Origin of the sequence: Priestia sp. LL-8 (assembly GCF_036227845.1) — a bacterium.
In the GTDB taxonomy this organism is placed as follows: domain Bacteria; phylum Bacillota; class Bacilli; order Bacillales; family Bacillaceae_H; genus Priestia; species Priestia zanthoxyli.
This window is the reverse complement of sequence record NZ_JAZAQH010000001.1, coordinates 3,300,183-3,323,315: the sequence shown is the minus strand read 5'-3', so window position 1 is coordinate 3,323,315 and position 23,133 is coordinate 3,300,183. Positions and strand designations below refer to the sequence as shown.

27 protein-coding genes are annotated in these 23,133 nt (G+C 36.5%); 22 read left to right on the top strand and 5 right to left on the bottom strand.

Going from position 1 to position 23,133, the window contains the following annotated elements; all coding sequences use genetic code 11:
• Positions 1-3 precede the first annotated feature (3 nt).
• Together U9R83_RS17170 and U9R83_RS17165 are read left to right on the top strand one after the other, a co-directional pair.
• Positions 4-411: a PadR family transcriptional regulator gene (locus U9R83_RS17170; RefSeq protein ID WP_243549604.1), complete on the top strand. Its 408-nt coding sequence runs from the start codon at positions 4-6 to the stop codon at positions 409-411.
• A gap of 8 nt (positions 412-419) precedes the next feature.
• Complete coding sequence (locus U9R83_RS17165) at positions 420-1,709, top strand: FtsW/RodA/SpoVE family cell cycle protein (RefSeq protein ID WP_014459065.1); 1,290 nt, start codon at positions 420-422, stop codon at positions 1,707-1,709.
• A gap of 787 nt (positions 1,710-2,496) precedes the next feature.
• On the opposite strand, the gene U9R83_RS17160 is transcribed toward U9R83_RS17165, so the two are convergent.
• On the bottom strand, positions 2,497-2,772 hold the full coding sequence (locus U9R83_RS17160) for a DUF4190 domain-containing protein (RefSeq protein ID WP_116741656.1): 276 nt from the start codon (positions 2,770-2,772) through the stop codon (positions 2,497-2,499).
• A 291-nt stretch (positions 2,773-3,063) separates the two neighbouring features.
• On the opposite strand from U9R83_RS17160, the gene U9R83_RS17155 reads away from it, so the two are divergent.
• The 10 genes from U9R83_RS17155 (at position 3,064) to U9R83_RS17110 (ending at position 10,360) form a co-directional block, all read left to right on the top strand.
• Positions 3,064-3,354 carry a hypothetical protein gene (locus tag U9R83_RS17155; RefSeq protein ID WP_243549602.1) on the top strand — a complete coding sequence of 97 codons (291 nt, stop codon included), beginning with the start codon at positions 3,064-3,066 and terminating at the stop codon, positions 3,352-3,354.
• A gap of 21 nt (positions 3,355-3,375) precedes the next feature.
• Positions 3,376-4,140 carry a membrane protein insertase YidC gene (gene yidC / locus U9R83_RS17150; protein ID WP_243549600.1) on the top strand — a complete coding sequence of 255 codons (765 nt, stop codon included), beginning with the start codon at positions 3,376-3,378 and terminating at the stop codon, positions 4,138-4,140.
• Positions 4,141-4,195: 55 nt separating this feature from the next.
• The gene (locus tag U9R83_RS17145; RefSeq protein ID WP_182421050.1) at positions 4,196-4,435 is read left to right on the top strand and encodes a hypothetical protein; all 240 of its coding nucleotides are present in this window, start codon (positions 4,196-4,198) and stop codon (positions 4,433-4,435) included.
• Positions 4,436-4,728: 293 nt separating this feature from the next.
• Positions 4,729-5,580 carry an ABC transporter ATP-binding protein gene (locus U9R83_RS17140; protein WP_243549597.1) on the top strand — a complete coding sequence of 284 codons (852 nt, stop codon included), beginning with the start codon at positions 4,729-4,731 and terminating at the stop codon, positions 5,578-5,580.
• Complete coding sequence (locus tag U9R83_RS17135; RefSeq protein ID WP_243549596.1) at positions 5,581-6,234, top strand: ABC-2 transporter permease; 654 nt, start codon at positions 5,581-5,583, stop codon at positions 6,232-6,234. It abuts the gene before it with no gap.
• A 239-nt stretch (positions 6,235-6,473) separates the two neighbouring features.
• Entirely contained in the window at positions 6,474-6,779 is a 306-nt protein-coding gene (locus U9R83_RS17130) for a hypothetical protein (protein WP_115654477.1), read from the top strand.
• A 166-nt stretch (positions 6,780-6,945) separates the two neighbouring features.
• Positions 6,946-7,131 (top strand): hypothetical protein, encoded by a 186-nt coding sequence (locus U9R83_RS17125; protein ID WP_182421048.1) that lies wholly within the window; start codon positions 6,946-6,948, stop codon positions 7,129-7,131.
• A gap of 97 nt (positions 7,132-7,228) precedes the next feature.
• Positions 7,229-7,438 (top strand): hypothetical protein, encoded by a 210-nt coding sequence (locus U9R83_RS17120; RefSeq protein WP_014459075.1) that lies wholly within the window; start codon positions 7,229-7,231, stop codon positions 7,436-7,438.
• Positions 7,439-7,939: 501 nt separating this feature from the next.
• Positions 7,940-8,569 (top strand): hypothetical protein, encoded by a 630-nt coding sequence (locus U9R83_RS17115; RefSeq protein ID WP_328575336.1) that lies wholly within the window; start codon positions 7,940-7,942, stop codon positions 8,567-8,569.
• A 528-nt stretch (positions 8,570-9,097) separates the two neighbouring features.
• Positions 9,098-10,360, top strand: a complete 1,263-nt coding sequence (locus tag U9R83_RS17110) for a SulP family inorganic anion transporter (protein WP_116741636.1) — start codon at positions 9,098-9,100, stop codon at positions 10,358-10,360.
• 83 nt (positions 10,361-10,443) lie between these two features.
• Here the strand turns inward: U9R83_RS17110 and U9R83_RS17105 are convergent, their stop codons facing one another.
• On the bottom strand, positions 10,444-11,388 hold the full coding sequence (locus U9R83_RS17105; protein ID WP_328575335.1) for a phosphotriesterase family protein: 945 nt from the start codon (positions 11,386-11,388) through the stop codon (positions 10,444-10,446).
• Positions 11,389-11,602: 214 nt separating this feature from the next.
• Complete coding sequence (locus tag U9R83_RS17100) at positions 11,603-12,109, bottom strand: CcdC protein domain-containing protein (RefSeq protein ID WP_042992007.1); 507 nt, start codon at positions 12,107-12,109, stop codon at positions 11,603-11,605.
• A 264-nt stretch (positions 12,110-12,373) separates the two neighbouring features.
• Here U9R83_RS17100 and U9R83_RS17095 point away from each other — a divergent pair, with 264 nt between their 5' ends.
• The 3 genes from U9R83_RS17095 (at position 12,374) to U9R83_RS17085 (ending at position 14,001) form a co-directional block, all read left to right on the top strand.
• Positions 12,374-12,811: a helix-turn-helix domain-containing protein gene (locus U9R83_RS17095; protein WP_042992008.1), complete on the top strand. Its 438-nt coding sequence runs from the start codon at positions 12,374-12,376 to the stop codon at positions 12,809-12,811.
• Positions 12,812-12,869: 58 nt separating this feature from the next.
• Entirely contained in the window at positions 12,870-13,097 is a 228-nt protein-coding gene (locus U9R83_RS17090) for a hypothetical protein (protein WP_014459091.1), read from the top strand.
• A gap of 163 nt (positions 13,098-13,260) precedes the next feature.
• On the top strand, positions 13,261-14,001 hold the full coding sequence (locus U9R83_RS17085; RefSeq protein ID WP_042992009.1) for a CPBP family intramembrane glutamic endopeptidase: 741 nt from the start codon (positions 13,261-13,263) through the stop codon (positions 13,999-14,001).
• Between the two features lie 77 nt (positions 14,002-14,078).
• On the opposite strand, the gene U9R83_RS17080 is transcribed toward U9R83_RS17085, so the two are convergent.
• Positions 14,079-14,213: a hypothetical protein gene (locus U9R83_RS17080; protein WP_014459093.1), complete on the bottom strand. Its 135-nt coding sequence runs from the start codon at positions 14,211-14,213 to the stop codon at positions 14,079-14,081.
• A 233-nt stretch (positions 14,214-14,446) separates the two neighbouring features.
• Here U9R83_RS17080 and U9R83_RS17075 point away from each other — a divergent pair, with 233 nt between their 5' ends.
• The 6 genes from U9R83_RS17075 (at position 14,447) to U9R83_RS17050 (ending at position 20,241) form a co-directional block, all read left to right on the top strand.
• Positions 14,447-15,223: an SDR family NAD(P)-dependent oxidoreductase gene (locus U9R83_RS17075; protein WP_014459094.1), complete on the top strand. Its 777-nt coding sequence runs from the start codon at positions 14,447-14,449 to the stop codon at positions 15,221-15,223.
• A 36-nt stretch (positions 15,224-15,259) separates the two neighbouring features.
• Positions 15,260-15,445: a hypothetical protein gene (locus tag U9R83_RS17070; RefSeq protein WP_014459095.1), complete on the top strand. Its 186-nt coding sequence runs from the start codon at positions 15,260-15,262 to the stop codon at positions 15,443-15,445.
• Between the two features lie 132 nt (positions 15,446-15,577).
• Complete coding sequence (locus tag U9R83_RS17065) at positions 15,578-15,868, top strand: hypothetical protein (protein ID WP_014459096.1); 291 nt, start codon at positions 15,578-15,580, stop codon at positions 15,866-15,868.
• 358 nt (positions 15,869-16,226) lie between these two features.
• The gene (locus tag U9R83_RS17060; RefSeq protein WP_042992010.1) at positions 16,227-17,441 is read left to right on the top strand and encodes a threonine synthase; all 1,215 of its coding nucleotides are present in this window, start codon (positions 16,227-16,229) and stop codon (positions 17,439-17,441) included.
• 913 nt (positions 17,442-18,354) lie between these two features.
• Complete coding sequence (locus U9R83_RS17055) at positions 18,355-19,758, top strand: MFS transporter (protein WP_014459098.1); 1,404 nt, start codon at positions 18,355-18,357, stop codon at positions 19,756-19,758.
• A gap of 279 nt (positions 19,759-20,037) precedes the next feature.
• Positions 20,038-20,241 carry a cold-shock protein gene (locus tag U9R83_RS17050; RefSeq protein WP_014459099.1) on the top strand — a complete coding sequence of 68 codons (204 nt, stop codon included), beginning with the start codon at positions 20,038-20,040 and terminating at the stop codon, positions 20,239-20,241.
• A gap of 743 nt (positions 20,242-20,984) precedes the next feature.
• Here U9R83_RS17050 and U9R83_RS17045 read toward each other — a convergent pair.
• Positions 20,985-21,185, bottom strand: coding sequence for a cold-shock protein (locus U9R83_RS17045; protein WP_013058096.1), 201 nt, complete (start codon positions 21,183-21,185; stop codon positions 20,985-20,987).
• Between the two features lie 290 nt (positions 21,186-21,475).
• Here U9R83_RS17045 and U9R83_RS17040 point away from each other — a divergent pair, with 290 nt between their 5' ends.
• On the top strand, positions 21,476-22,351 hold the full coding sequence (locus U9R83_RS17040; protein ID WP_042992011.1) for a YitT family protein: 876 nt from the start codon (positions 21,476-21,478) through the stop codon (positions 22,349-22,351).
• Positions 22,352-23,133 lie beyond the last annotated feature (782 nt).

Sequence of the window (23,133 nt, the reverse complement as noted above, 5' to 3'; positions counted from 1 at the left end):
GTCATGGATAAACGTCTTAAAAATCTTAGAAAAACAATGAATCGTGAAGTGTTTGCTCAGCTGAAATTTACAGAAAACCATAAGAAAAGCATTCACGAAAAAATAAAGCAAGAGACTCATAGCGACGAAGAAATTTTAATCGCTATTATGCAGCTGCTTGTACAAGAAAAAACAGGCTATCAGTTAGTCAGCTTACTGCAAAGCCGAGGGATTTTAAACTTTAAAGAAAACGAAGGGGCTTTATATGTCATCCTCCATCGACTAGAGCTAAAAGGTGTATTGACGAGCAGCTGGCAAGAAGACGGAGCAAAGTTTTATCAATTAAATAAAAAGGGGCGCAGGCTACTTAAAAAAGTGGCAGAGCAGCCATTATCTAACCACATAAGTTTTAAAGAAATACTAGAGGGGTGAAGGAGTATATGGGTGAACAAAGAAATTCATTTTTAGAACAAGTGCAATCGCAAATTAAATCAAAAGAAGCCAGGGCATTTGTTTCCATGGAATTGCATCATCATTTAAACGAAGTGAAAAACTATTGGCTGCAAAAAGGGATAAGCGAAGACCAAGCAGAAGCCAAGGCTGTTACTCAAATGGGAAATCCCATCAGCATTGGTCAAAGTCTTAACCGTATTCATCGACCGAAAGTAGACTGGATGACCTTAATTTTATTTGTAGCTGCTCTTCTTTTAGGGTTTCTGCCACTGCTGTCCCAAGGGTATATGAATGATAATCATTTTTCTATGTATAAGGCTATCTTTGTAGTTTTAGGTGGGGTTTTAGCTCTTGGCATGATGTTGATAGACTATAGAAAGATGGCCAATAAAGGATGGATGTTCTATTTATTAGGTACTGCACTCTTATTGTTCCTCACAAGGCATTTTAACACCGTCGTAGACGGTCAAGCTGTTTTTAAGTTAGGGCCTTTAAAAATGGAAGGTTTAATGGCCATTCCTTTTTTCCTTATGGCATGGGGAGGGTTCTTTCAAAGCGATCGCTTTAAAATGTGGAAATTTATTCTTTTGTTCATTCTGTCATCGTATTTCTTTTTACAATTCAGCCTTACAACGCTCTTTATATATGTAGCCATGACCTTTACGATGATCTGGTGGAGTAAGCTAAATAAAAAGAAAATAGCCATTGTCCTAGGAACTGGCTTTGCGTTAGTCGCTGCTTGGGGCATAATTGGATGGATGACCGTTGCTTATTATCAGAAGTATAGAGTTCTTTCATTTTTAAATCCCTATAACGCTGAATATTTAACATCCAAATTTGGACTCTTAGAAATACATCATCTATTTGTGGGTGCAGGGTGGTTTGGCAAGCATTCATTTGCGGATCAATTTATCCCTGAGGCTCATACTAACTTCGTCTTCTTAAGTTTTACGTATTATTACGGATGGTTATTTGCAGCAATTCTTATTGTGGTTCTTTGTTTAGTTGCTCTGAGAATTATATTTATTGCCCGAAATCTAAACGATACGTACAGCAAGCTTTTACTAGCAGGAGTTGTAATGGTCTATACTGTACAGCTAGTTGGGAACGTAGGAATGATTGCCGGATTCTTTCCTATGACAAATATGTCTTTACCGTTTATTAGCTACGGATTGATGCCGATCTTGTTAAATGCTTTCTTAATTGGAATTGTGTTGAGTATTTATAGACGTAAGGATTTAATGGTTACAAACACCTTACATGGTAATCAGCAATAGAGTATAGATCGTGAGACTTTAAGATCTGTTGCTTTTATGAGCAAATAATTCACTTCATAAAAACAAGTAAAACAAACGCTGACATCCATTTGTCAGCGTTTGTTTTATATCTAGAGCGGTTATAGGTTTTTTAATTCTTTGAGGTAGTTTCTCGGTTTTCATATATTTTCTCGATAATTTTATACGTAACACCAGTTAAAACGGACAGTATTAGCACCTTTCCTATAAGGTTAAGACCATAGTTATATTTTAGATAGTCTAATAGTACGGCATATACGAATACGCAGATGCCTAATATGACATGTTTCATAAAGAACTCCTTTATTGTTGACTTAATACGTCGATATTTTAACGTATAGAAGAGGGCTAAATCGTTAGCCCTCTTCTAGGTAAGCTTGTTCAGTGACCAGCTGTTTTTTAACTCAGCTATTTACATTTAAAAGAATAGTCATTGGTAATTGGATTATGTATTTCTACTATCGCATCTCCGCCGTTATCATAACATTTTGAGGTGAACGTTTTTATTTCTGTACTATTAAAATAGCTAGAACAGTTAATCAACACAGAGATGACTAGCAGTAAAGTAAGTAGAACAATTATGATTTCTTTTATTCTGGATTCAACGATAGATTTAATTTTGTATTCTCCTTTGCAATTTCGCGTAAGTGTAGTAACGATGATTAAATAAGTAACGTTTACATTTTAGGAGCTTGATTTTCAACTATTTGAAAATCAAGCTTTTATTGTTTTACATAGAAATGTAAATGATTCTATATAAACTACGTTTTTATTCCATTGTCGTCCCGGCAAATACAAACGTAATAATCCCCAATACGAAGAACAGCTGAGAAATCACGCCTACTATACTGCAGATCAGCCCGGCAATCGCGAGTCCTTTGCCGCCTTGATTGGAAGCAGCTATTTGATTTGATGCTTTTTTGTAGAGGATAATGCCGATAATACCTGTAATAAACCCGAGGATTGGAATAAAAATGGACAGGATACCTAGAGTTAGAGAAACAATAGAGTTGGTGTTTACTTGAGGTTTTGTATTAGTTTCCAATAGTTTCACTCCCTATGAATTATATTTTTTGATTATACCATAAAAAGGAATAATATCCTTTTTACTAATAAAAGTAGAAATTTTTAGAATTATATGTGTCCCAGTATATGTTCTATTCGTTGTTTCATCAAACGTATGAAGGTATGTGCAAAAGAAACGTAGCTTTTGACTTTCCTATAAGAAAACCAGCTTTGTAGAGTATATTTACTGAGATAGCAGATTCTGCGCCATAAAATCAATTAACCTAAATTAAGGAAAATGTGATACAATAATCCATAAGGATGTGAATAAATGGAATTATTTATACCGGATGCTTTAGTGTATTTATCATTTGTGATCATGACAGCATTCTTTGTACATGCTGCTATTAAACTAGCTACATTTCAAACAATACATAAGCACGTTTGCCTGCAGCAAAAAGACCTGTATCTCATACAAAACGTAAATCTTTTACGTGCTCAGGATCTTATATGCTGCGTGTATCATAAATTTAAATTTATACATTCTGTTCAGAGACAAGAAGCAATAGGTGAACAAGACGATGAAGGTCCTTATTCGCCAGTGTTTTTTTCGTTTAACTAAAAAAATACTGGAGGAATATAGATGTTAAAACATAAAAAGAAGCTTTTCTTTATTGTTGTTTCCATCTTTCTACTTGCCGGATGTGATTCAGTAAACGTGATTCAAAGTTCGCACACTCACTTTTTTGATCACTATTTTATTTATCCTTTTTCACTGCTCATTTTGTTTATAGGAAATACGTGGCTTCATCAAAGCGTTGGCTTTTCAATTATGCTTGTGACGGTGGGCGTACGTATGCTGCTGGCGCCTTTAAATGTTCTTCAATATAAAAATCAGCTGAGCAATAAACGTATACAGCCACAGCTTCAACAGCTAAAAGAGAAGTACAAAAATAAAGATCCTGAGAGTCAGCAGCAATATCAGCGTGAAATGATGGAACTGCTTAAAGAAAATGGAGCCAACCCGCTGATGGGATGCATTCCTTTACTAGTTCAGCTTCCAGTCTTTTCAATTGTGTACTATGCGATTAGACGAATAGATGAGATTAGCGCATCGTCCTTTTTATGGCTAGATTTAGGGCACTCGGATCCGTATTTTATTCTTCCGATCGTTGCAGCGGTTGCTACGTACTTACAGGGAAGAGTTATACAAACAGGCGTAGAAGGAATGAATTCATCCCACGCACTGCTAGCCCAAATTCTTTCGCCTGTCATGGTCCTTTCTTTTGGGATATTTTCACCGTCAGGTCTCGTCTTGTATTGGATGACGGGCAGTTTGTTTATGATCTTTCAATCTCTTGTATTAAAGAAGATTTTTCGAGAGAAGGCAGTGCTTGAAGCAAAATAAAGAAATTAAAAGGTTGCTTTGCTTCGAGCAGCCTTTTAATGAAAGGAGGGGTACAGTGAAGAAATACATCATTTCATTCGGCGTAACGCTTGGAACGATAGCACTTTTATTTTTTATTGGCAATACCTTTCATATTTCGTTGCTTTCAGTTCAGTGGCTTTATGTAAATGAACCGGAAAATTTTCAAATGGAAGCAAAAGGCGGTTTAATACCGGTAGCCGTCGGACTTATTCTAGGGTTTATAACCGACTACGTATTAAGTGAAAAAGAAAAAAAGCAGGGTCATCAATTATAGTGAAGAAAAAAGGATCTTTTATAGCAGATCCTTTTTTTATTTGTGATTTTGCTAAATAGGTCAGGCAAGAATAGTACAGGCAGATGTTGTCATACATATTACGGTCATCAAAAACAAACGAAGGGGCAGCAAACCTTTATGTTATCATCGACTTTTTATAGTTTACTAGCTATAATTGGTATTAAATAGTCATTTTTGTAAATAAAAGGTGATTTAAAGTGCCGTCAAAATGAATAAATCAGTTACTTTCTATGATTACACCTAACTACTAATAGAGAAAGTGAAGTGAGCAAATGACAAATCTTTTAGAAGTTAGAAACATGGCAAAATCGTTTGGCCAAAATGAGGTTTTAAAAGATGTTTCATTTCATGTACCTCCTGGATCGATTGTAGGATTTATTGGTGATAACGGAGCAGGGAAATCGACGACGTTTAAGGCGGTACTAGGACTGATTTCAAGAGATAGCGGTACGGTCGAAATATTTGGTGAAGACAATTTAAATAAAGATGCGACGATTAAAGAAGACATTGGAGTCGTGTTTGATGCGATTAATCTGCCGGTTTCTTTAACGATAAAACAGCTAAACAACGTTTTTAAGAAGCTATTTAAATCTTGGGAAGAAGCTGATTTTCACCGGTTGATTCGTTCTTTTTCATTGCCAGAAGATAAAAAAATACATACGTTTTCACGCGGCATGTCGATGAAATTATCTCTAGCGGTAGCGCTGTCTCACGGTGCTAAACTATTGCTGTTAGATGAAGCGACAGGAGGATTGGATCCTTCGTCTAGAGAGCAGATATTAGATGAATTAAAAGCTTTTGTCAGCGATGGGAACAGCGGAATACTGCTTTCATCTCACATTATGAGCGACGTCGAAAAAATCGCGAGCCATCTTGTTGTGATTAAAAAAGGTGAAATTTTATTAAATGAAGAAAAAGAGAAAGTGTTTGAGGAGTACGCAATTGCCGTTATGAAGGAAGAGCAGCTGAATGTACTTCCTGAAGATGTAGTAGTGGCAAAAAGAACGTATGATACGTCTGCCCGTGTACTCGTATCAGATAAGCATCAGCTGCCAGAAGGAACTGTAACTGAACCGATGTCGATGGAAGAACTAAGCGTGCTTTTAACAAGGAGTGAACGATAAATGAAAGGTCTATTGTTAACGAACTATTACCTCATTCACCGAAGCTTTTTGACTTACACAGCGCTCGCCATAGTTATTTCTGCAGTCATCTTTTATTTTGCTGATCCTTCATTTTATCGTATTATAGCGATGTTAATTATTTTATTAATGGCAATGCCAGCGCTTGAAGTGATCAAACTAGAAAGCAAAACCGGCTATGACAAATACGTGCTTACCCTTCCAATTAGCCGGAAAAATGTGGTGCAAAGCCACTATATTTTTTACTTTTTAATTGTCGTCAGCGGAACCATCCTATCTTATGGTGTTTTCTCAATGTATTCGCTTATTTCCAAGAGTGCAGTAGAGAATATAGTAAATATCGTTTCGTTTGGTACATTTATCGTACTTTTCGCCGGTGCACTTGCTTATCCGCTTCTTTATGTATTCGGGGCAGAGAAATCTGACGGAATAGTACTTGGAGGTGGAATGGGCGGCCTTTTCGTTGCGATTGCTTTACAAGGAGTTGTTGGGTATATAGTTGAAATATTAGCAGCATCCAGCTTACCGATCGCTTCTTCTTTGCATGTTCCTATCTTATATACTCTTTTGGGGATGGTAATGTATATTGCTTCTTACTTTATTGCGCTGTCTATCTACCGGAAGAGAGAATTTTAGTATGAATTGATTTTGAAGTAAAGACTACAAAGCGTTCTTTAAGGCTATTTATCAACAAATAATTCAAACAAAAAACAGCTAGAACATTTGATAAACTAAGCAAACAAGATCTCAAAAATATAGCTGATATTATTGGTGATCAAGCTTAACTTATCAAGGTTTTCACAAAAGTTAATTGTGTCCTCTAGACACATGTATTATAGTAAAAGATGCAGTTTTAAAATGGGAAAGGAGATTATATGGGGAATTTGTTTAAACGTGCTTCAAACGTATCAAAAAACGCTTTTATTGCTACACTGATTTTGTATATCATTATTGTAGCGTCTTTTATTCCGTCAATTGTATTTGCAGGAGCTTTCTTTGCTATAGTAATTAAAATAGCAGCAGCACTTTTAATCTTAGTAACAATCCTAGGAATGATTTATTCGTTCTTCATTAAAGGCGGCCAAAAATTTCTTTTTTTACTGTTACACGCCGCTTCTTTATTGATTGTTTTGTTTAGTATCTCTGCTTTTATGCTCGCTAAAAGCGCTGAGTTGACATAGTAAAGAGGAATTACATATGCAAAAAGGCAGGGGAAACCCTGCCTTTTTTATTTTTGTGCAATTTCAAGATGGTTTGTATTTTCTCGAGAGGTGCCGCTGACTATTTGGCTAAACTTGTTTAACAAGAAGAAAAGAAGGAAAAGGAAGAAAAAGGAGATGTGATAATTTGGAAATAATCATAGCTATGGCAGCAGGCGTGGGATTTCTTTTCTCTTTTTATCTTTTTTACATTCACCTTGTTATAAGTGAAAGAAGGGGTAAACCTTTGAGTGAAAGTCAAAGTTATATATTGAGAGGAGTAGCTGTAATCGTTCTTTTAGCTAGCTTTATTTTAGGAAATCACTTCTTATAAAAGATGATTGATACATAATGTCGAGTGCATCTCTCAATCTGAAAAAATGCTGCCACTATCAAGCTAAGCGGGTTGAAAAAGAGAGGAGGCTACTAGAATGAAATGGTACAAGCACGCGCTCATTCCTTTAGCTATAGGCCTTTTAAGCTTTGTGTGTTTTATCATTTATAGTAAGGCAGCGGCAAATCCGAGTCTTCAGATGAACCAGTCGCTGTTTATTTCAATAGGTATAGGTATTGGAGCAGTCCCAGTCTCATTTTTTGTAGAGTATCAAAAGAACAAAGAAAATAAAAAGTTTCATAGCTGAGTTATTTACCAATTGGCCGTTCGTTCTTTATTTTGTTTGTTAAAAAGGATGTGATGACCTGTTAATTCTCGTAAAGATTGGTATGTTGGTTTTTATCATTTTACTGCACGTTGCCTTTCGAAAAATGATTTTTTACGCCCATAAAAAACAAAAGAAATCCCCAAAAGAAGGGCGAAGGATATTAATAGAAGGATTTTTAATTATGTTAGTCATCCTGTTATCTATCATGAATTTTTTAAAGTATTATTATGGTAGTTAAAAAAGCTGGGTATGCGTATTGTATATCTATGTGATCCTCATCAATTAACCTTATGGCATAAAAAATATTAAGAAATATCCAGTTAGACTACCAGCCTTTAGAGTTATAAATCCAAAGGCTGGTTTGATGTCTAGAAGTCACATTATAGTAATGAAACATGTGTGAAGTATATATACGTTCCCATAAGGACTTTGATATACAATGAAGGTTAAAAAAGAATTATTTCAGAGAGAGGGAAATATGTGAAACGTCATTTAACCTTGCTTTTATCGTTATGTAGTAGTTTGTTCATTTTTTTATTGTCCCTGTTTCAATGGGATTTAGATGATCGTATAGGGAGATACGTAAGTCCATATATATGGTTATTCTTTGTCATTCCTTTCTTTTTACTACTAACGCTGTGGACATTGATTTATCTCTTTAGTAGTAGAAAGTGGCTGCCACTGGTTATTCAAGTGATGACCGTTGTGCTGTGGTTCTTCATTCCGTTTGAGCAGCTTAATTTAGACATAAACTTTAAACTCCATCAACAGAAAAGAGAAGAAGTGGCAGCTAAAATACAAAGTGGCGTCTTGAAAGCCGATGGAGTCGACTACCCATCGCTCATTCCTTTCTCCAATGAACCCGACAACTCATCGCTGATTGATCTACCGAAAGAGTATGCGAGTGTATCCAGAGGTCGAGATGATGTCGCAGTAGAAACCAAAGGAAAGGCAACTTCCATACTTTTCTTTACAAACCTTAGGCTTTTCGGCCATTTTTCAGGTTTTGTTTATGACCCAAAAAACCGTAAACCTTCATCAGGCGATTTTGGTATGAAGTTTGATGAAATAGAAAAGATACAAAAGAATTGGTATTATATATCTTATTAGTAAAAAAAACGAGCCTGAGACAAACGTATGTTAGCCCAAGTGAAAAACGGACCCTTGATCAACATGTTTGATGGGTGGTTCGTTTTTTTTGTTAGGATGAACGTAGGTTTCACCTGTTTAAATTTGTGATTAACCTGATTCATGCAACCCACCGTCCTGTGAATTCGGATGTAATTAAACCGATGGAGGCAGTCCTGTTGTCTACTTGACCTTAAAAATCTGTGCAGCCTGTCCACATAGACTCTACAGTTACTATAGGGTCTAGTTATCTTGCTTTATTTATAATTAAGAACCACAGTTTATCTGAAAAATAACTAAAAGAATAAAAAGTGAGAATTTTTAAGAAAATTTTAATAACTGTCTAAGAAACTTCTAATTTCCTCTTTATTTTTTTGTAAGTTGTCTCCTTTAAGATAGAAGTAATCGAGTAGCCCACCTTATTTTGAACGAATGGAAGTGAAATAAGGTTGTATGACCAAAATACGAATGGGTAACCTCACTACTTAAAATGGAGGCTGATGTACACTTATGAATCTAGAGGTTTTTCGAAATTACTCCTTGCAGCATTTGAAGAAAGATATACTATCGGGTATTGTTGTTGGCATTATAGCTATACCTTTAGGATTAGGATTTGCGATAGCTTCTGGAATATCGCCTGTTACAGGACTGTATACAACGATTGTAGCGGGCTTGCTAATTGCTATTTTAGGTGGATGTAGGTTTCAAATCGCTGGACCTACGGGTGCGTTTGTTCCTGTTTTATTAGGAATTGTGTTGCAATATGGCTATGAAAACTTATTAATTGCCGGCTTTATGTCAGGGATTCTCCTCATTATCTTTGCGCTATGTAAAGTAGGAGCTTTAATCAAGTACTTTCCGTCATCTATTATTGTAGGATTTCAGTCAGGAATTGCGCTGATTATCTTTAGCGGGCAGATACCAAACTTCCTTGGGCTGCACGCGATTGACAAATTTCAGTTTTTTCATTTGAATATAAAAGAGATTTTTGGTAATTTACACTTCATCAACATCTATAGTATTGCTACAGCAGGATTGTGCTTAGCTACGATTTTAATTGTTCTTTACTTTTCACCCAAGTCGCTTGGGATGTCTTATTTACTCGGAATTATTGTATCAACGGGCTTGGCATCTTTTTTCTTTTCCAATCAGTTTGAAACCATTGGTTCCATTTACGGAGAGATACCTCGTCATTTCCCGGCGCCAGCGTTTCCAGACATAACAGTGGAGAGGATGGTAACTCTTTTACCTTCTGCGTTTGTGATTGCTATACTTGTAGGGTTACAGTCTTTGCTGACAGCTCGCGTTGCGGATGAAATGACAAAATCAAAGCACAGCAGCAAAAAAGAACTGATCGGTCAAGGAATTGTAAATATGGTAACACCGATGTTTTCAGGTATTCCCGCAGCAGGAGAGATTGCAAGAACCGTTACCAATATTAAAAACGGCGCTTCATCTCCAATTGCAGGAATGACGCATGCTATCTTTGTGTTAATCGTGCTGTTAGTGCTAGCTCCGTATGCTTCATACGTTGCGCTTGCCAGTCTTGCGCCAGTTTTAATGGTTGTAGCATGGAATATCAGTAAAAAAGAACAGTTTGCAAAGGTGATAAAAGAAAAATCATTTCATTCACTGGTTTTACTTACGACATTTTCGTTGACGGTGTTTACAAACTTGACAATTGGAATAGCCGTCGGGTTGTGCTTATGTGGTATACACTTTATGGTGAAAAAGAGCCGCGAAAAACAAAAGCTATTAAGAAAAACAGGTTAACGTAAGGTAGAATAATATGCGAAAAACCCCCACTGTAAGCTTGCACAGTGGGGGTTTTTATATTAATAAAAAGAATATCTCAATTATTTTCCTTCAAACCAGCAGCGGGCGTTATCAAAAAGCATATGCTGAATCTGCTGTTCCGTTACGCCTTTTCTTTTTAACTCCGGCACGACTTCTTCTAACACAAAGCTCATCGACCATTTTGGAAAACGTTCTTCAATCACGCCTTCTCGAAACCAGTCCATTGTACAGCAGTAGTCTTGTGAGAGAAACATGCGGTTTGAATAGCCTTGTTTAGCTAACTGGATGACCGTATTATTTCTATTTTCAGTTGAACATTCTCTAGTCAGGCCGTAGCGGTCCATTCCAATAAAAGCTCCTTGTTTTAAGATGTTTGAAATATATTCAAGGTTATCCGTATCTCCCGTATGTCCAATCAGAATTTGATGTGGATTAGCACCTTCTTCAAGTAAGATATCAAGCTGCTTTAAGCCTGTGCCGCTTGCAGGATGTGAATGGGTCATAATCGGCACGCCCGTTTTTTTATGAGCTCGTGCAACGGCACGCATTACTTTTTCTACATCCGCCGTTACGCCAGGTGCATCCGTGGCGCATTTTAGAAAGCCTGCTTTAATCGACGTGTTTTGGATACCGACTTCGATGTCTCGAACAAACAGGTCTGCCATATAGTCAATGCTGCGAGTTTGAAAATGGGTAGGGATGTAGTTATACGTATAAATTCCTGTAGCTGCAATGATTTGAGTGTCCGTTTCACGGGCAATTTTTTCAATAAAGCGAATATCGCGCCCTTGTTCCATTACCGTAGGATCACAGATGGTTTTGACTCCGAGCTTCTTCGCGCGATTAACTTGTTCGACTGCTTTTGCAACTTCTTGTTTCTCATCATATAAATGAGGAAACTGTGCGTGAACAGATTCAGAACGAACGCGCATATGTTCATGGATTAACGTTAGCCCTAGTTCTGACGTGCTGACTGGGCCTGTTACAGAATTGATAAATGTCATAGTATGATTCCTTTCATAATCTACCTGTAAATCAAACAGCGGGTGACCAGGTACAGTTTTCATATAATCTGTTTTTATATATAGACTACCGTTATAAAAAACACATATTGCATTATACAATATATGTGTCGTCTTACACAACACGCGAGACTTTTACTCACTATGACAAAAATCCTTCTTTCCAAACAGGAAGAAGGACTAGTCATATTGATGATTATCCAGCATTTACGCTGTAATTATCACCATTTAGTTTACGGAATTTTAAATAGCTGCCACCTCGCCAAATGACAATATATATAAAAGCTAGTGTCATCGTTAAGACCGCGAAGTCTATCGAGTCTAATCCTTTGAAGTACTGACTCAAAGCCATTCTTATAAAGATAATGGCGATAATCACATATTTAAAATTCTTGTTTGGCTTTGAGTAAATGAAGCCGTCTTCTCTTACTTCATAGTCTGTTTGGCTGAGCATAATAAGTCCAAATATAATACCTAATACACCAGCAATCAGCATTTCCCAGTAGGGTGGTAAGTGAAAGGGCTGGCCCGGTATGTGCATCAGCTGACTTAGACTAAGTGAAAATGCAATTAATATGAAAAAAATAGGTGCTAATATACCAAGTCCATTCTTTTTAATGGGCTTATTTTTCTTTTTCATCTTTCTCCAAATAATGAATCCAATAAGAGCGATAACAAATAGATAAATCAGTAGCATTTCCATCGTCATTTTGCCTCCTTTTTCAGTTCTATGTTCGTACAATCCACTATTTAGTATAAACACTAAAAGGATGAAGATAAAAGTGCATTCTTTCATTTTTTACACATGAGAATTCTCACTATTTTTTAGTGGTGTCATTTTATGGTTTACACGTCTCATTACTGTTTCTTTCTTTTTTACCATAATATGTTAGAATTGTAGAAAACGAGAAAACGTAGTGCAAGCAAATTTTGTTTACACGCTGTCATAGTTATAGAGGTGAATGAGTTGAGGTTAGGAAATCAATTGCAAAAGTTAAGAGAAGAACAAAAGATGTCTCAAGAAGAGGTTGCTGAGCAGCTGAGTGTATCGGTACAGCACATACATAAGTGGGAAAATAATAAAAGCTATCCTGACATTCAGCATCTTTTAAAATTAAGCGACATCTACGAGACGACTATTGATGAATTTATTAAAAAGGATGCCACATTACAAAACAGACTAAACATTGAGGAAGAAGAAAAAGAAGATGACGATGAACTGTTTCATCCAGGTTTTTATATCGGAATAGGTATTATGTTTCTTGGTACTTTTCTTAGCCTGATTATCGGCAATCTTACAATTATGATGGTCACCAACATCGCGGGCATGTTAATTACTTGTTTTTATAAAAACATCTTAAAACTTTTAAAAGATGTCAAAAAGGATTTTTATGAACAAGGATAAAAGAGCAAGCAGCGTAAGCCATCCGATGAAATAGCAGAAAAATAATGAGGTGTACCAAGTGAAAGAGTTAAATTTAAATTTTATGACCCTATCTTTTTTATGTTTACTAACCTATTACTTATTTCGAGTGGGAGCATACGCTTTAGCGAGAAAGTATGTAGATAAAACGTCTGAGGGAAGTGCTTTGAATTGGGCTGTAAATGTACTTGTTAGAGGCGGTAAAGAAATGGAGTTTAGTGACTACGTCACGTGGGCAGGATTTTGTGTGTTTTTATACCTTGTGTAGTCACAGTAAAAAAAGTAAGGAACTATTTTCTTATTTTAAAAGGAAGAAGCGTTGTCGCACATGGTCTTTGAGCTCAAATCATAAAAGGGTGAAAACATATAAAATTCTTAAAACGAATAGTATAGGTTATCAATGAAACCTAAAGCAGAAAGATGGTGTAGTGATGATCAAGTCAAAGCTTTTGTGGAAAGTTATTGGCCTAGAAATCTTAGTTATCTTTTGGTTTGTGGTAAACGGTGTATACGTGAGCATGACGCATCCTACTGCACATTATCTTCAGTTTTTAGGAGTTGTCCCTTTGGCGATTGGAATAGCATTTTATCTAACAAAAACAAAAAAGTGGCAGCATTTTTTCTCATTTCAACAAAACATGTCGTTTAGAACGAGAATCCTGTTTCTTTCTCCGCTTCTTTTGTATTTGCTTATTATCCTCATAGGGAACAAAGGTGTACACGGAAGTTCCATTGCTGATCTTGTTCTTATTTTGCTTACCCAAACTCTAGTCATAGCATTTGTAGAAGAAATGGTATTCAGAGGATTTATGCTGAATTTGCTGTTATCAAAAAGCTATAAAGTGGCGGTTCTTCTATCATCGTTCCTATTTGCCTTTACGCACAGTTTGAATATGCTAAGCGGTCAATCGGTAGCAAATACAATTTTTCAAATTCTATTTGCATTTGTTATTGGATTGGTACTCGCTTTGCTGATTGTTAACGGTCAATCGATTGGAATTACGATTGCATTCCACGGCTTAAATAATTTTCTCCAGTTTACAAGCCCTGTCGACGCTAACGATTCTTTACTTATTAATTACGCGCTGCTTCTATTTTTAAGCGGATATGCCTTTTATTTATGGAATCGAAAATCTACTTTATCTGTTTCTCAGCATCAGATTAGTAGCTAATCAAAAGAGGTTGAGACATAATGAGATATGAATCCAATCTAAAAACAATAACTAGTATGCATGAGCTGAACCGCTCGTTACATCGCAGTTGATTTCCGTGCAAGTCTTCGCTTTCCGCGGGCGGCCGCTGAGCCTCCTCGTCGCTTACACTCCTGCGGGGTCTCACCTGTTCCGCTTTTCCCGCAGGAGTCTTCGCCTTGCCCTCCAATCAACTGCTAGAAAAACCTACACACATGAAACCTATGTTTACCACAAACAAACGAACCACGAATCAAAAGTATTGATCAATGACTCATTTTTCACTTCGTCTAATCTCCTTTTGTCCCAGTCTCTTTTTAGTGTTTTAAAGCAGGGATTAATCTACCTAAAGCTGAATAACTTCTATGGCTAATGTTACTAAATTTAATTTGTTGGGACTTCATTAAACGCAAAAGGGGAGAAAGATATGTTTGAAGAAAAAGTAGGGATCATTACGGGTGGAACGTCGGGGATTGGCTTAGCAACAGCGGAATTACTCGCAAAAGAGGGCATGCATATCGTGATTGCTTCTAGAAATAGTGAAAAAGGAGAAGAAGCTCTTTCTGTATTAAGAAAGTGGTCTCCTCACTCTCTTTTTATCAAAACGGATGTAACGAATAGTCAAGATGTCAAAAATCTCGTGAGCCAAACATACTCTACGTTTGGAAAAATTGATGTGGGCTTTAATAATGCGGCTAACACGGAGGCAGCTTCTAATGCTACTCATGAATTCAAAGAAGAAGACTTTGACCATTTAATAAACGTTACGTTAAAAAGTGTATGGCTTTGCATGAAATATCAGCTGCAGGTAATGACAAAACAAAATAGCGGGGTCATTGTGAATACGTCGTCAATGGACGCTATTTTATGTTCAGCAGGGACTGGCGTATATGCGGCTGGGAAAAGCGGTGTGATCGCTTTAACAAAATCAGTTGCTCAAGAATATGGTCATCAAAATATAAGAATTAACTCTTTGTGCCCAGGTGCATTTCGTACGCCTATGTTAGAAGAAAGATTTTCAGATTTATCTGAAGACGAAAAAGCAAAGCTCAATGAATCCTATCAAAAGCTAAACGCGCTATGCAGAATTGGTGATCCGCTTGAAGCGGCAAAAGCAGTAAAGTGGCTTCTTTCGGATGACGCATCTTTTATTACGGGTCAAAACATTATTGTAGATGGTGGGATTGGGTTTAGGTTTGAGTAAGATTAATGGAGTAAAAAGGTGTTTAAGGGGATGCTTATGTCGTTCATTCTTAATAATTGTATGGCCATTAGTATCGTATTTACGGTAATCCTTTTTATAAGTATTGCGTTTAAAAAAAGAATAGTGGCCCTTGTTATTTCCTTTGTTACGGTGTTGTTCGGTTTGTTTTTACTTCTTTACGATTTTGCCAAAATAAGCGGGTTTGATGCTTTAGACATTTAAATAAAAGGTTTAATAACTATCGGAGAAGGTTTACTCTTACTCGTTATTACAAGTGTATTCATTTCCGTTCAAGAGGCAAAAAAGAAAACACTGTAAAGTGAAAAATAAACGGCTGTTAAAGGCGGTGATGGAATGGCAATTGGAGTTGCATTAACGGTTTTAGTAGTAGGTCTGATGTTCGCAAGCGGACTAAGCCAAGGCAAATCAGCTAAAAGAAAATATATAGTGTGGGGAACAACAATCATATTGATTATAGCTCCATTCTTTTCATGGGTCGTTTCAATTTTGTTTGCGATTAGCCAGGAAGAAGGTTTTGCGGGAGTTGCATTAATGATGTTATTGTTTCCGTTTTTCTTTATAGTGGGACTTGTTACGCTTTTAATAGGAATCTTTAAGAAAGAAAGTGTGAATAAATCTGTTTAGGAATAGGGAGAGACCGTTAATTTTGACGCCGCTCAAACACGGCGCTAAAAACGAGTTTTTGTAGTCTTATTTTTAATTGTTAAATAGTTCAGGAGAGGTTTTGCTGGTTTAATTTCATTTCGAATAATAGCAAAAGGTTCGGTGTTAAAATTCGAAGAGGAGCTACTGCTTATTAATAAAGGTGATTATTCCGATAATTAAAGTGTGGAAAAGCATAAAAATCCTAATTCAATAGGATTTTTATGCTTTTATTAATATTCAATAAAATGATGGGTAAATCATACCTTATAATTCTGATGAAAATAATATAAATTATAATGTATATAGTACGTTTACAGAATTTAAAGGAGTGTGTATGATGCCGTTTAGTTATGTTTCTCACTTATATTGTCCTAAATGTAAAAAAGAATATAGTCCGAAAGAAAAACATCAATTATGTGAATGTGGCTCACCGCTATTGGTAGCGTATGATTTAGAGAGATTGAAAGGTAACCTGACTCCAGAAGATGTTCAAAGCAGGGAACCAAATTTATGGAGATATCATGAGCTGCTTCCAGTAGAAGATCCTAAAAACGTCGTTTCCTTAGGCGAAGGGATGACTCCGCTTATAAAAATGCCTAAGCTAGGTAAAGAAATGAACATTCAAAACTTATATATGAAAGATGAAGGCATTATTCCAACGGGATCATTTAAAGCTAGAGGTGCCGCTGTAGGTGTGTCAAAAGCAAAAGAACTTGGCGTTGAACAGTTAGCGATGCCTACAAATGGGAACGCGGGAGCTGCTTGGTCGCTTTATTCGTCACGAGCTGACATAAAAGCAACCGTTGTCATGCCAAAAGATGCGCCTGTTATTACACGAAATGAGTGTGCTGTCGCGGGAGCTGACCTTTACTTAGTAGATGGACTCATCAGTGATGCGGGTAAAATTGTCGGTGAAGCTATTAAAGCCTGGGGTCTTTATGACGCTTCTACGCTTAAAGAGCCGTACCGAATCGAAGGTAAAAAAACAATGGGCCTAGAAATTGCTGAACAGTTTTCTTGGAATCTTCCTGATGTGATTTTATATCCAACAGGAGGAGGCGTTGGCTTAATTGGAATCTATAAAGCGTTAAATGAATTAAAAGAGCTTGGCTGGATTAAAGGTGATCTTCCTCGTCTAGTAGCGGTACAAGCTGAAAACTGTGCGCCTATTGTAAAAGCATGGAATGAAAGAAAACAAGAATCTGAATTTTGGCCGGATTCTTCAACCATTGCCTTTGGGATTAACGTACCAAAAGCAATCGGAGACTTTCTTGTTTTAGAAGCCGTATACAACACAAATGGATGCGCAATTGCGGTCGACGAAGATAAAATTGTGGAGGAACAAAAAAAGGTTGCGCAGCTTGAAGGTTCGTTCATTTGTCCGGAAGGCGCTGCTACATTCTTAGCTGCACGCCGTTTAAGAGAAGAAGGATGGATCAAAGAAAACGAAACGGTTGTTGCTTTAAATACAGGGCTTGGAGTTAAATATCCAAACACGGTAGATATTGAAGTACCTATTTTAGAGCGAAATGGCAGCCTTACTAAAAAATAAAATAAGTGAAAAAAATAGATCTCCGTCTAAGCGGAGGTCTATTTTTTTATTCTATTGCAGATAAAACGTTTATTTAATGTAAAAAAATGTAATAAATGCGTATCTTTATGTTCAAAACTATACGGATGTATTTAGGTTTAAAGTTCGTCTTATGGGGTATCTAAGAGAAGAAAGAGGATATCTTTCTATCCGGAAAAATAGCTTGGTGAGGGAGTTGAGCAGGCATATTACGTAAATTGAATAATATGCCAAAAGGGGCACTGTAAACCAGCCTGCTTTTACAGTAGAAAACTTACTTGAAGCCACGAATGATTATAGGGAGAAAGGAGTTGAATTTCTATCCCTCGAACCCCATCCAAATCTTAAAGTTTTATTCTATGGACCGAATCATCCATTGTTGAACTTGTTAGAACGAGCTTTATATTTATTTTTAAGGCTACATAATTTTTGTAATAGAAGCAGTGTATTTATTACAAAAAATAAAGCTTATATCTAATGGGTTGTAACAATAATTGTAAGATAACCTGAGTGGAAATTGCTACCAAGCGCATTGTAAACCAGATGCACTATCTTTAACGGGAATTTACTATTTCAGCGACTGTAATTTCATCGAAAACGTTCCCTGTTTTAGGAAAAATCCGTTCTTTTAGCAGCGATTAATTGTACGTTGAAATAAAAAAAGTTTATTTTGGTTCTAATTAATTTATTTATTAGCGTTCCTTCCTCAGCTTTTTCTGGCTTCAAACCCTTTAGCCATAACCTTTTTTAATATTTAACATCACATGAATAGTTTTCGTTTTTTACTCAAAAATAAGTAGTGTTCCAAGACAGTTACGTGTGAAATACAGTAAGTCAGATTTGACTTTACTACTCAGTCTTGTATAATCGTATACCGCGGAGGTGACGTGATGAAATGAAGTTTAATAAGAAAAAAATTAACGTCGTAGATATTGACAAAGCTAAAAAAAGCGTCTTTGCTACAGGAGTAGGAAACGCGATGGAATGGTTTGACTTTGGCTTGTATTCATATTTAGCCGTAATTATTAGTCAAAACTTTTTTAGCGCAGTTGAAAATGATCAGCTCAAATTAGTGTTCACATTTGCCACATTTGCGATTGCCTTTTTAATGCGTCCATTAGGCGGTGTTATATTCGGTAAAATCGGGGACAAGTTAGGAAGGAAAGTCGTTTTAACCACCACCATTATTTTAATGGCCTTTTCCACATTACTCATTGGGTTGTTACCTACATATGATCAAATCGGTATATGGGCACCCATCCTTTTATTAATTGCACGAATCATTCAAGGTTTTTCAACTGGTGGTGAATATGCTGGTGCGATGGTGTATATTGCAGAATCGTCTCCAGATAATAAGCGAAATGTACTTGGAAGTGGACTAGAGATCGGTACACTTGTTGGTTATATTCTTGCTTCACTACTAGCTAGCTTACTGTTTTTTGTTCTGTCGGATAAACAGATGGCCTCATGGGGCTGGAGAATTCCCTTCTTATTAGGATTACCTTTAGGACTTATTGGTTTTTATTTACGAAGAAGTTTAGGGGAAACACCTATTTTTGAAAATGAACTTTCCAACGAAGACGAAGTTGAAGAAGAAAGCTTCCTCTCTATTTTAAAAAATCACAAAAAAGATGTGTTTGTTTGTTTCGTAGCCGTGGCTTTCTTTAACATTACAAACTATATGCTATTATCGTACATGCCTTCTTATTTAAATGAAATTATTGGCTTATCAAACACAGTGGGTACGGTATTAATTACGGCAGTTATGATTTTAATGGTGCCGCTTGCGCTTATGTTTGGAAAACTGAGCGACAAAATCGGAAACAAGAAAGTTTTCTTAATCGGTTTAGGCGGATTGAGCTTACTGTCAGCCTTTTCGTTCTACTTAATCAACTTAAATGGTTTAGTATTTGTTTCAATCGGTATTCTTATTCTAGGTGTTTTACTTGCTACGTATGAAGGAACAATGCCAGGAACGCTGCCAACAATGTTCTACACAGATATTCGCTACCGAACATTAGCAATCACGTTTAATGTTTCAGTTTCTATTTTTGGAGGAACGACGCCATTAGTTGCGACATGGTTAGTTCACGCAACAGGCAATCACTTGGCTCCAGCGTTCTATCTAACGATTGTGAGTATCATTGGATTTTTCGTAATCTTGTTCCTGTTTGCGAACACGGCAGGAAAATCACTCAAAGGTTCATACCCAACGGTTGCTTCTAAATCTGAATACAATGAAGCAGTTGAAAATCCAAAAGATTCATTATGGTGGCACACAGAGCAAACAGAAAAATAAGTTGAATAACAAGCTGCTGTGCAGCATATGAATAAAAAAAGAGCCTTTTCCTTGTATAGATTTACAAAGAGAAGGCTCTTTTTTATCGTTCGACGATTTATTCCATTTCCTGTATTTGCTATCTGCGGTTCCGTATGTTACGATTAAATTAATTATTTTTGTTCGGTATAGGATTGAGAGAAGAGAAATCTCTTCAATAGAATTTTTTATCTTAAGATAGTATGGTTGGACAAGGGTAGTAATACAACCGTGGAGTATTCCACACCAGGAGGCACTATTATGGAACAAGGTACAGTGAAATGGTTTAATGCAGACAAAGGCTTCGGCTTCATCGAAGTTGAAGGCGGAGACGATGTATTCGTACATTTCAGCTCTATTCAAGGTGAAGGCTTTAAATCGTTAGAAGAAGGTCAAAAAGTAACGTTTGACATTGAACAAGGTCAACGCGGAGCACAAGCTGCTAACGTTCATAAAGTAGCATAATTAATACCAAGTAAAAAGACTCCACATAGGGGTCTTTTTACTTGGTATTTTAATAATTAAAAAAGAAATGATTTTAAAAAGGTTACTTTAAACATAAGTATAGACATTGAAGATAGAAAGCTAGTAAAGAAGAGCTACCTATATCCTGTGTCGTAAATAAATAGAAAAGAATACCTTATAGCTATAGAATGATATGCTTTAGGAGTAGGTATACTTAAGGTATCAAAAATAACTAACCTTCGCTGGACTAGCCGTTGGAAAAGGCTGCTGACTATCAGAATACTGATAAAGTCAAATATAAGATGCAAATTATATTTCCCGATAAATAAAGTTGAAAATTTGCTTGTTTTTGATATGAGAGAGGATGAAGGATATGAGTATAAGCTTATTTGCTAATGGAGAAACGGTAAGTATAAAAGCATCTAATGAAATAGTGATCATTTTAAAAAGTCATTATGTGAAAAACATGAAAAGATATTCTTATACAGTTGATAAATATCCCAGTACATTTTTCTTTGAAGAAGAGTTAATAAAACACGAATCATAATTATTCATGAAGAAATATTGATTTATAGTTTGGATTTTGTCTATACTATGCTATACTGAATTTACCATTTGTATTACCGATTACTATTTTTGTATTAATAAGCCCTATTCCTCAGTGGATAGGGTTTTATTATTACATTTCAAGGGAATGAAAAAGACAGACTCTATAGAGTCTGTCTTTTTGTATTTATGATGGATTACGCTTTTTGAACGTTAGAAGCTTGAGGGCCGCGTTGACCTTGTTCTACGTCAAATGTAACTGCTTGACCTTCGTCTAAAGATTTGAAGCCTTCGCTTTGGATTGCTGAGAAATGTACGAATACATCGTCTCCGTTTTCGCGTTCGATGAATCCAAAACCTTTTTCTGCGTTAAACCATTTTACTTTACCTTGTTCCATAATTGTTGCCTCCTAGTGTGACACGCACACATTGTGTTACTATCCTTGCTCAAATCTACAGACGAAAGTTCTTAAACTTATCAATCTTTACCGAACAAAAATAATTCTTCTTAAACTTAACAGAAATAGGGACTTATTGCAAGGATAGAGTCTGTAAAGCTAGAAGTTCTCCTTTATCCATGTTTGCACTATGTGAACTAAAAAACGATACGTAAGCCTCCTTAGTTCAAATAAAGAGAATGTTTGTGGTACACTTAAATAGTAAAAAACATTTAAAAGCGAGGAATTATATGAACACAACTAAAAAACACCACAGGCCTAAGCGGCTGAAAATTGCTTTCCGAGCACTAATGGTCATTATCGGAGGGATTATTGCAGCTTACGGCTTAGAAACTGTCTTAATTCCAAACCACGTCTCAGATGGAGGGGTAACAGGCATTAGTATCGTTGCTTCAAACCTATTTGGCTTGCCATTAGGAGTTCTAATTGCCGTTATTAACATTCCTTTTGTATGGTTAGGGTATCAACAAATCGGGAAAAGTTTTGCTGTATTTTCCATCCTCGGAATCGTCTCACTAGCTGTCGGTACAAGCCTCATGCATCACACTCCAGCGATTATTGAAGGAGATACACTACTCGTAACCGTTGTCGGCGGTATTATCCTTGGTTTTGGAATGGGAATTGCACTGCGTAATGGCGGCGCGCTAGACGGCATCGATATGCTGGCCGTGCTGCTTTCTCGAAAATTGCCGTTTGGAACAAGTGATCTTATTTTGTTCTTAAATGCATTTGTGTTTATTTTTGTTTCATTAGTATTTGGTTTGCAAGGCGCGATTCTTTCTGCAATTGCATACTTTATTGCATCCAAAGTTATTCACATCGTAGAGGTAGGATTAAGCGGATCGAAAACCTTCCAGATTATCACTGCTCAGCCCGCAATAATGGTAGAGACAATACGTGATCGTTTAGGTCGAAGCGCTACATACAAAGAAGCTTACGGCGGTTATTCTCATGAAAAATTCAAGGAAATCACATGCGTAATCAACCGTTTGGAAGAAAGTAAAATGAAAGAAATTATCAATGAAATTGACCCAACGGCTTTTGTTACGGTATATGACGTAGCGGAAGTTAAAGGCGGTAATTTCAGAAAGAATAATATTCACTAAGTTCACAATTCACTACATTTGTACAAACACTCTACAATACTCCACTTTTAGGTTGGAGTGTAGAGATAAGAAAAGCAGCGTGATTCTTGCATCCGCTGCTTCTTTTGTATCGTAAAATCCACTTGCAAGAAGCCGCCTGTTGGATAGCTCATTTGCTTAGCGGAGTTTTTTTAAAACCAGATACTTTTGAAAAAATGAAACGGTCAGAATGAAGCCGGATAGGGTACCTGCATACATTAACGTAATGATTTTTCCTTTGTGTGTCTTCTTTAAAAATTTGACAACAGCGCTCCATATTATAATAGAAGAAATTGTTACTGGGAAAAGCCACATACAACTTCTTCCTTCGTTAAACAGCAGCCTCAGATAGCCTACGTGTACCATATGTATTTGTGTTAACTTTCCTCTCGTGCTTTACCTAACAAAGCTAACAGAAAAAATCTCTGAACATAAAAGAACAGAGATTCAACAGAATGATGATTCTTATATAATACAAAGGATGACTTTTCCTGTCTCAGAAAGGTCATCTTTATCGTACCATCAGCAAGGACTCGGCGCTGTGCGTTTTCTCACAGCAGAGGAAGAAAAAATCTGCTATTGTATAGAGGTCGGAGTAAACTTTCTTAATTATGTGCGCTTCTTTCATATGTATCGAACCTGCTGACAAGATCAGCAGGTTTTTTTATATTACCAGCTAGCTATCATCTTCAAGGGAGCAAGAGCCGTTAATCTTTATAGCCAAATAGACTTTACACCATTTTACCCATACGTAAAATAGGTTA

What these genes read in the sequence shown, in the direction of transcription:
- U9R83_RS17170 (WP_243549604.1), top strand. Translation starts at nt 4, where the DNA reads ATGGATAAACGTCTTAAAAATCTTAGAAAAACAATGAATCGTGAAGTG.
- U9R83_RS17165 (WP_014459065.1), top strand. Translation starts at nt 420, where the DNA reads ATGGGTGAACAAAGAAATTCATTTTTAGAACAAGTGCAATCGCAAATT.
- U9R83_RS17155 (WP_243549602.1), top strand. Translation starts at nt 3,064, where the DNA reads ATGGAATTATTTATACCGGATGCTTTAGTGTATTTATCATTTGTGATC.
- yidC (WP_243549600.1), top strand. Translation starts at nt 3,376, where the DNA reads ATGTTAAAACATAAAAAGAAGCTTTTCTTTATTGTTGTTTCCATCTTT.
- U9R83_RS17140 (WP_243549597.1), top strand. Translation starts at nt 4,729, where the DNA reads ATGACAAATCTTTTAGAAGTTAGAAACATGGCAAAATCGTTTGGCCAA.
- U9R83_RS17135 (WP_243549596.1), top strand. Translation starts at nt 5,581, where the DNA reads ATGAAAGGTCTATTGTTAACGAACTATTACCTCATTCACCGAAGCTTT.
- U9R83_RS17130 (WP_115654477.1), top strand. Translation starts at nt 6,474, where the DNA reads ATGGGGAATTTGTTTAAACGTGCTTCAAACGTATCAAAAAACGCTTTT.
- U9R83_RS17120 (WP_014459075.1), top strand. Translation starts at nt 7,229, where the DNA reads ATGAAATGGTACAAGCACGCGCTCATTCCTTTAGCTATAGGCCTTTTA.
- U9R83_RS17110 (WP_116741636.1), top strand. Translation starts at nt 9,098, where the DNA reads ATGAATCTAGAGGTTTTTCGAAATTACTCCTTGCAGCATTTGAAGAAA.
- U9R83_RS17105 (WP_328575335.1), bottom strand. Translation starts at nt 11,388, where the DNA reads ATGACATTTATCAATTCTGTAACAGGCCCAGTCAGCACGTCAGAACTA.
- U9R83_RS17100 (WP_042992007.1), bottom strand. Translation starts at nt 12,109, where the DNA reads ATGGAAATGCTACTGATTTATCTATTTGTTATCGCTCTTATTGGATTC.
- U9R83_RS17085 (WP_042992009.1), top strand. Translation starts at nt 13,261, where the DNA reads ATGATCAAGTCAAAGCTTTTGTGGAAAGTTATTGGCCTAGAAATCTTA.
- U9R83_RS17075 (WP_014459094.1), top strand. Translation starts at nt 14,447, where the DNA reads ATGTTTGAAGAAAAAGTAGGGATCATTACGGGTGGAACGTCGGGGATT.
- U9R83_RS17070 (WP_014459095.1), top strand. Translation starts at nt 15,260, where the DNA reads ATGTCGTTCATTCTTAATAATTGTATGGCCATTAGTATCGTATTTACG.
- U9R83_RS17065 (WP_014459096.1), top strand. Translation starts at nt 15,578, where the DNA reads ATGGCAATTGGAGTTGCATTAACGGTTTTAGTAGTAGGTCTGATGTTC.
- U9R83_RS17060 (WP_042992010.1), top strand. Translation starts at nt 16,227, where the DNA reads ATGCCGTTTAGTTATGTTTCTCACTTATATTGTCCTAAATGTAAAAAA.
- U9R83_RS17055 (WP_014459098.1), top strand. Translation starts at nt 18,355, where the DNA reads ATGAAGTTTAATAAGAAAAAAATTAACGTCGTAGATATTGACAAAGCT.
- U9R83_RS17050 (WP_014459099.1), top strand. Translation starts at nt 20,038, where the DNA reads ATGGAACAAGGTACAGTGAAATGGTTTAATGCAGACAAAGGCTTCGGC.
- U9R83_RS17045 (WP_013058096.1), bottom strand. Translation starts at nt 21,185, where the DNA reads ATGGAACAAGGTAAAGTAAAATGGTTTAACGCAGAAAAAGGTTTTGGA.
- U9R83_RS17040 (WP_042992011.1), top strand. Translation starts at nt 21,476, where the DNA reads ATGAACACAACTAAAAAACACCACAGGCCTAAGCGGCTGAAAATTGCT.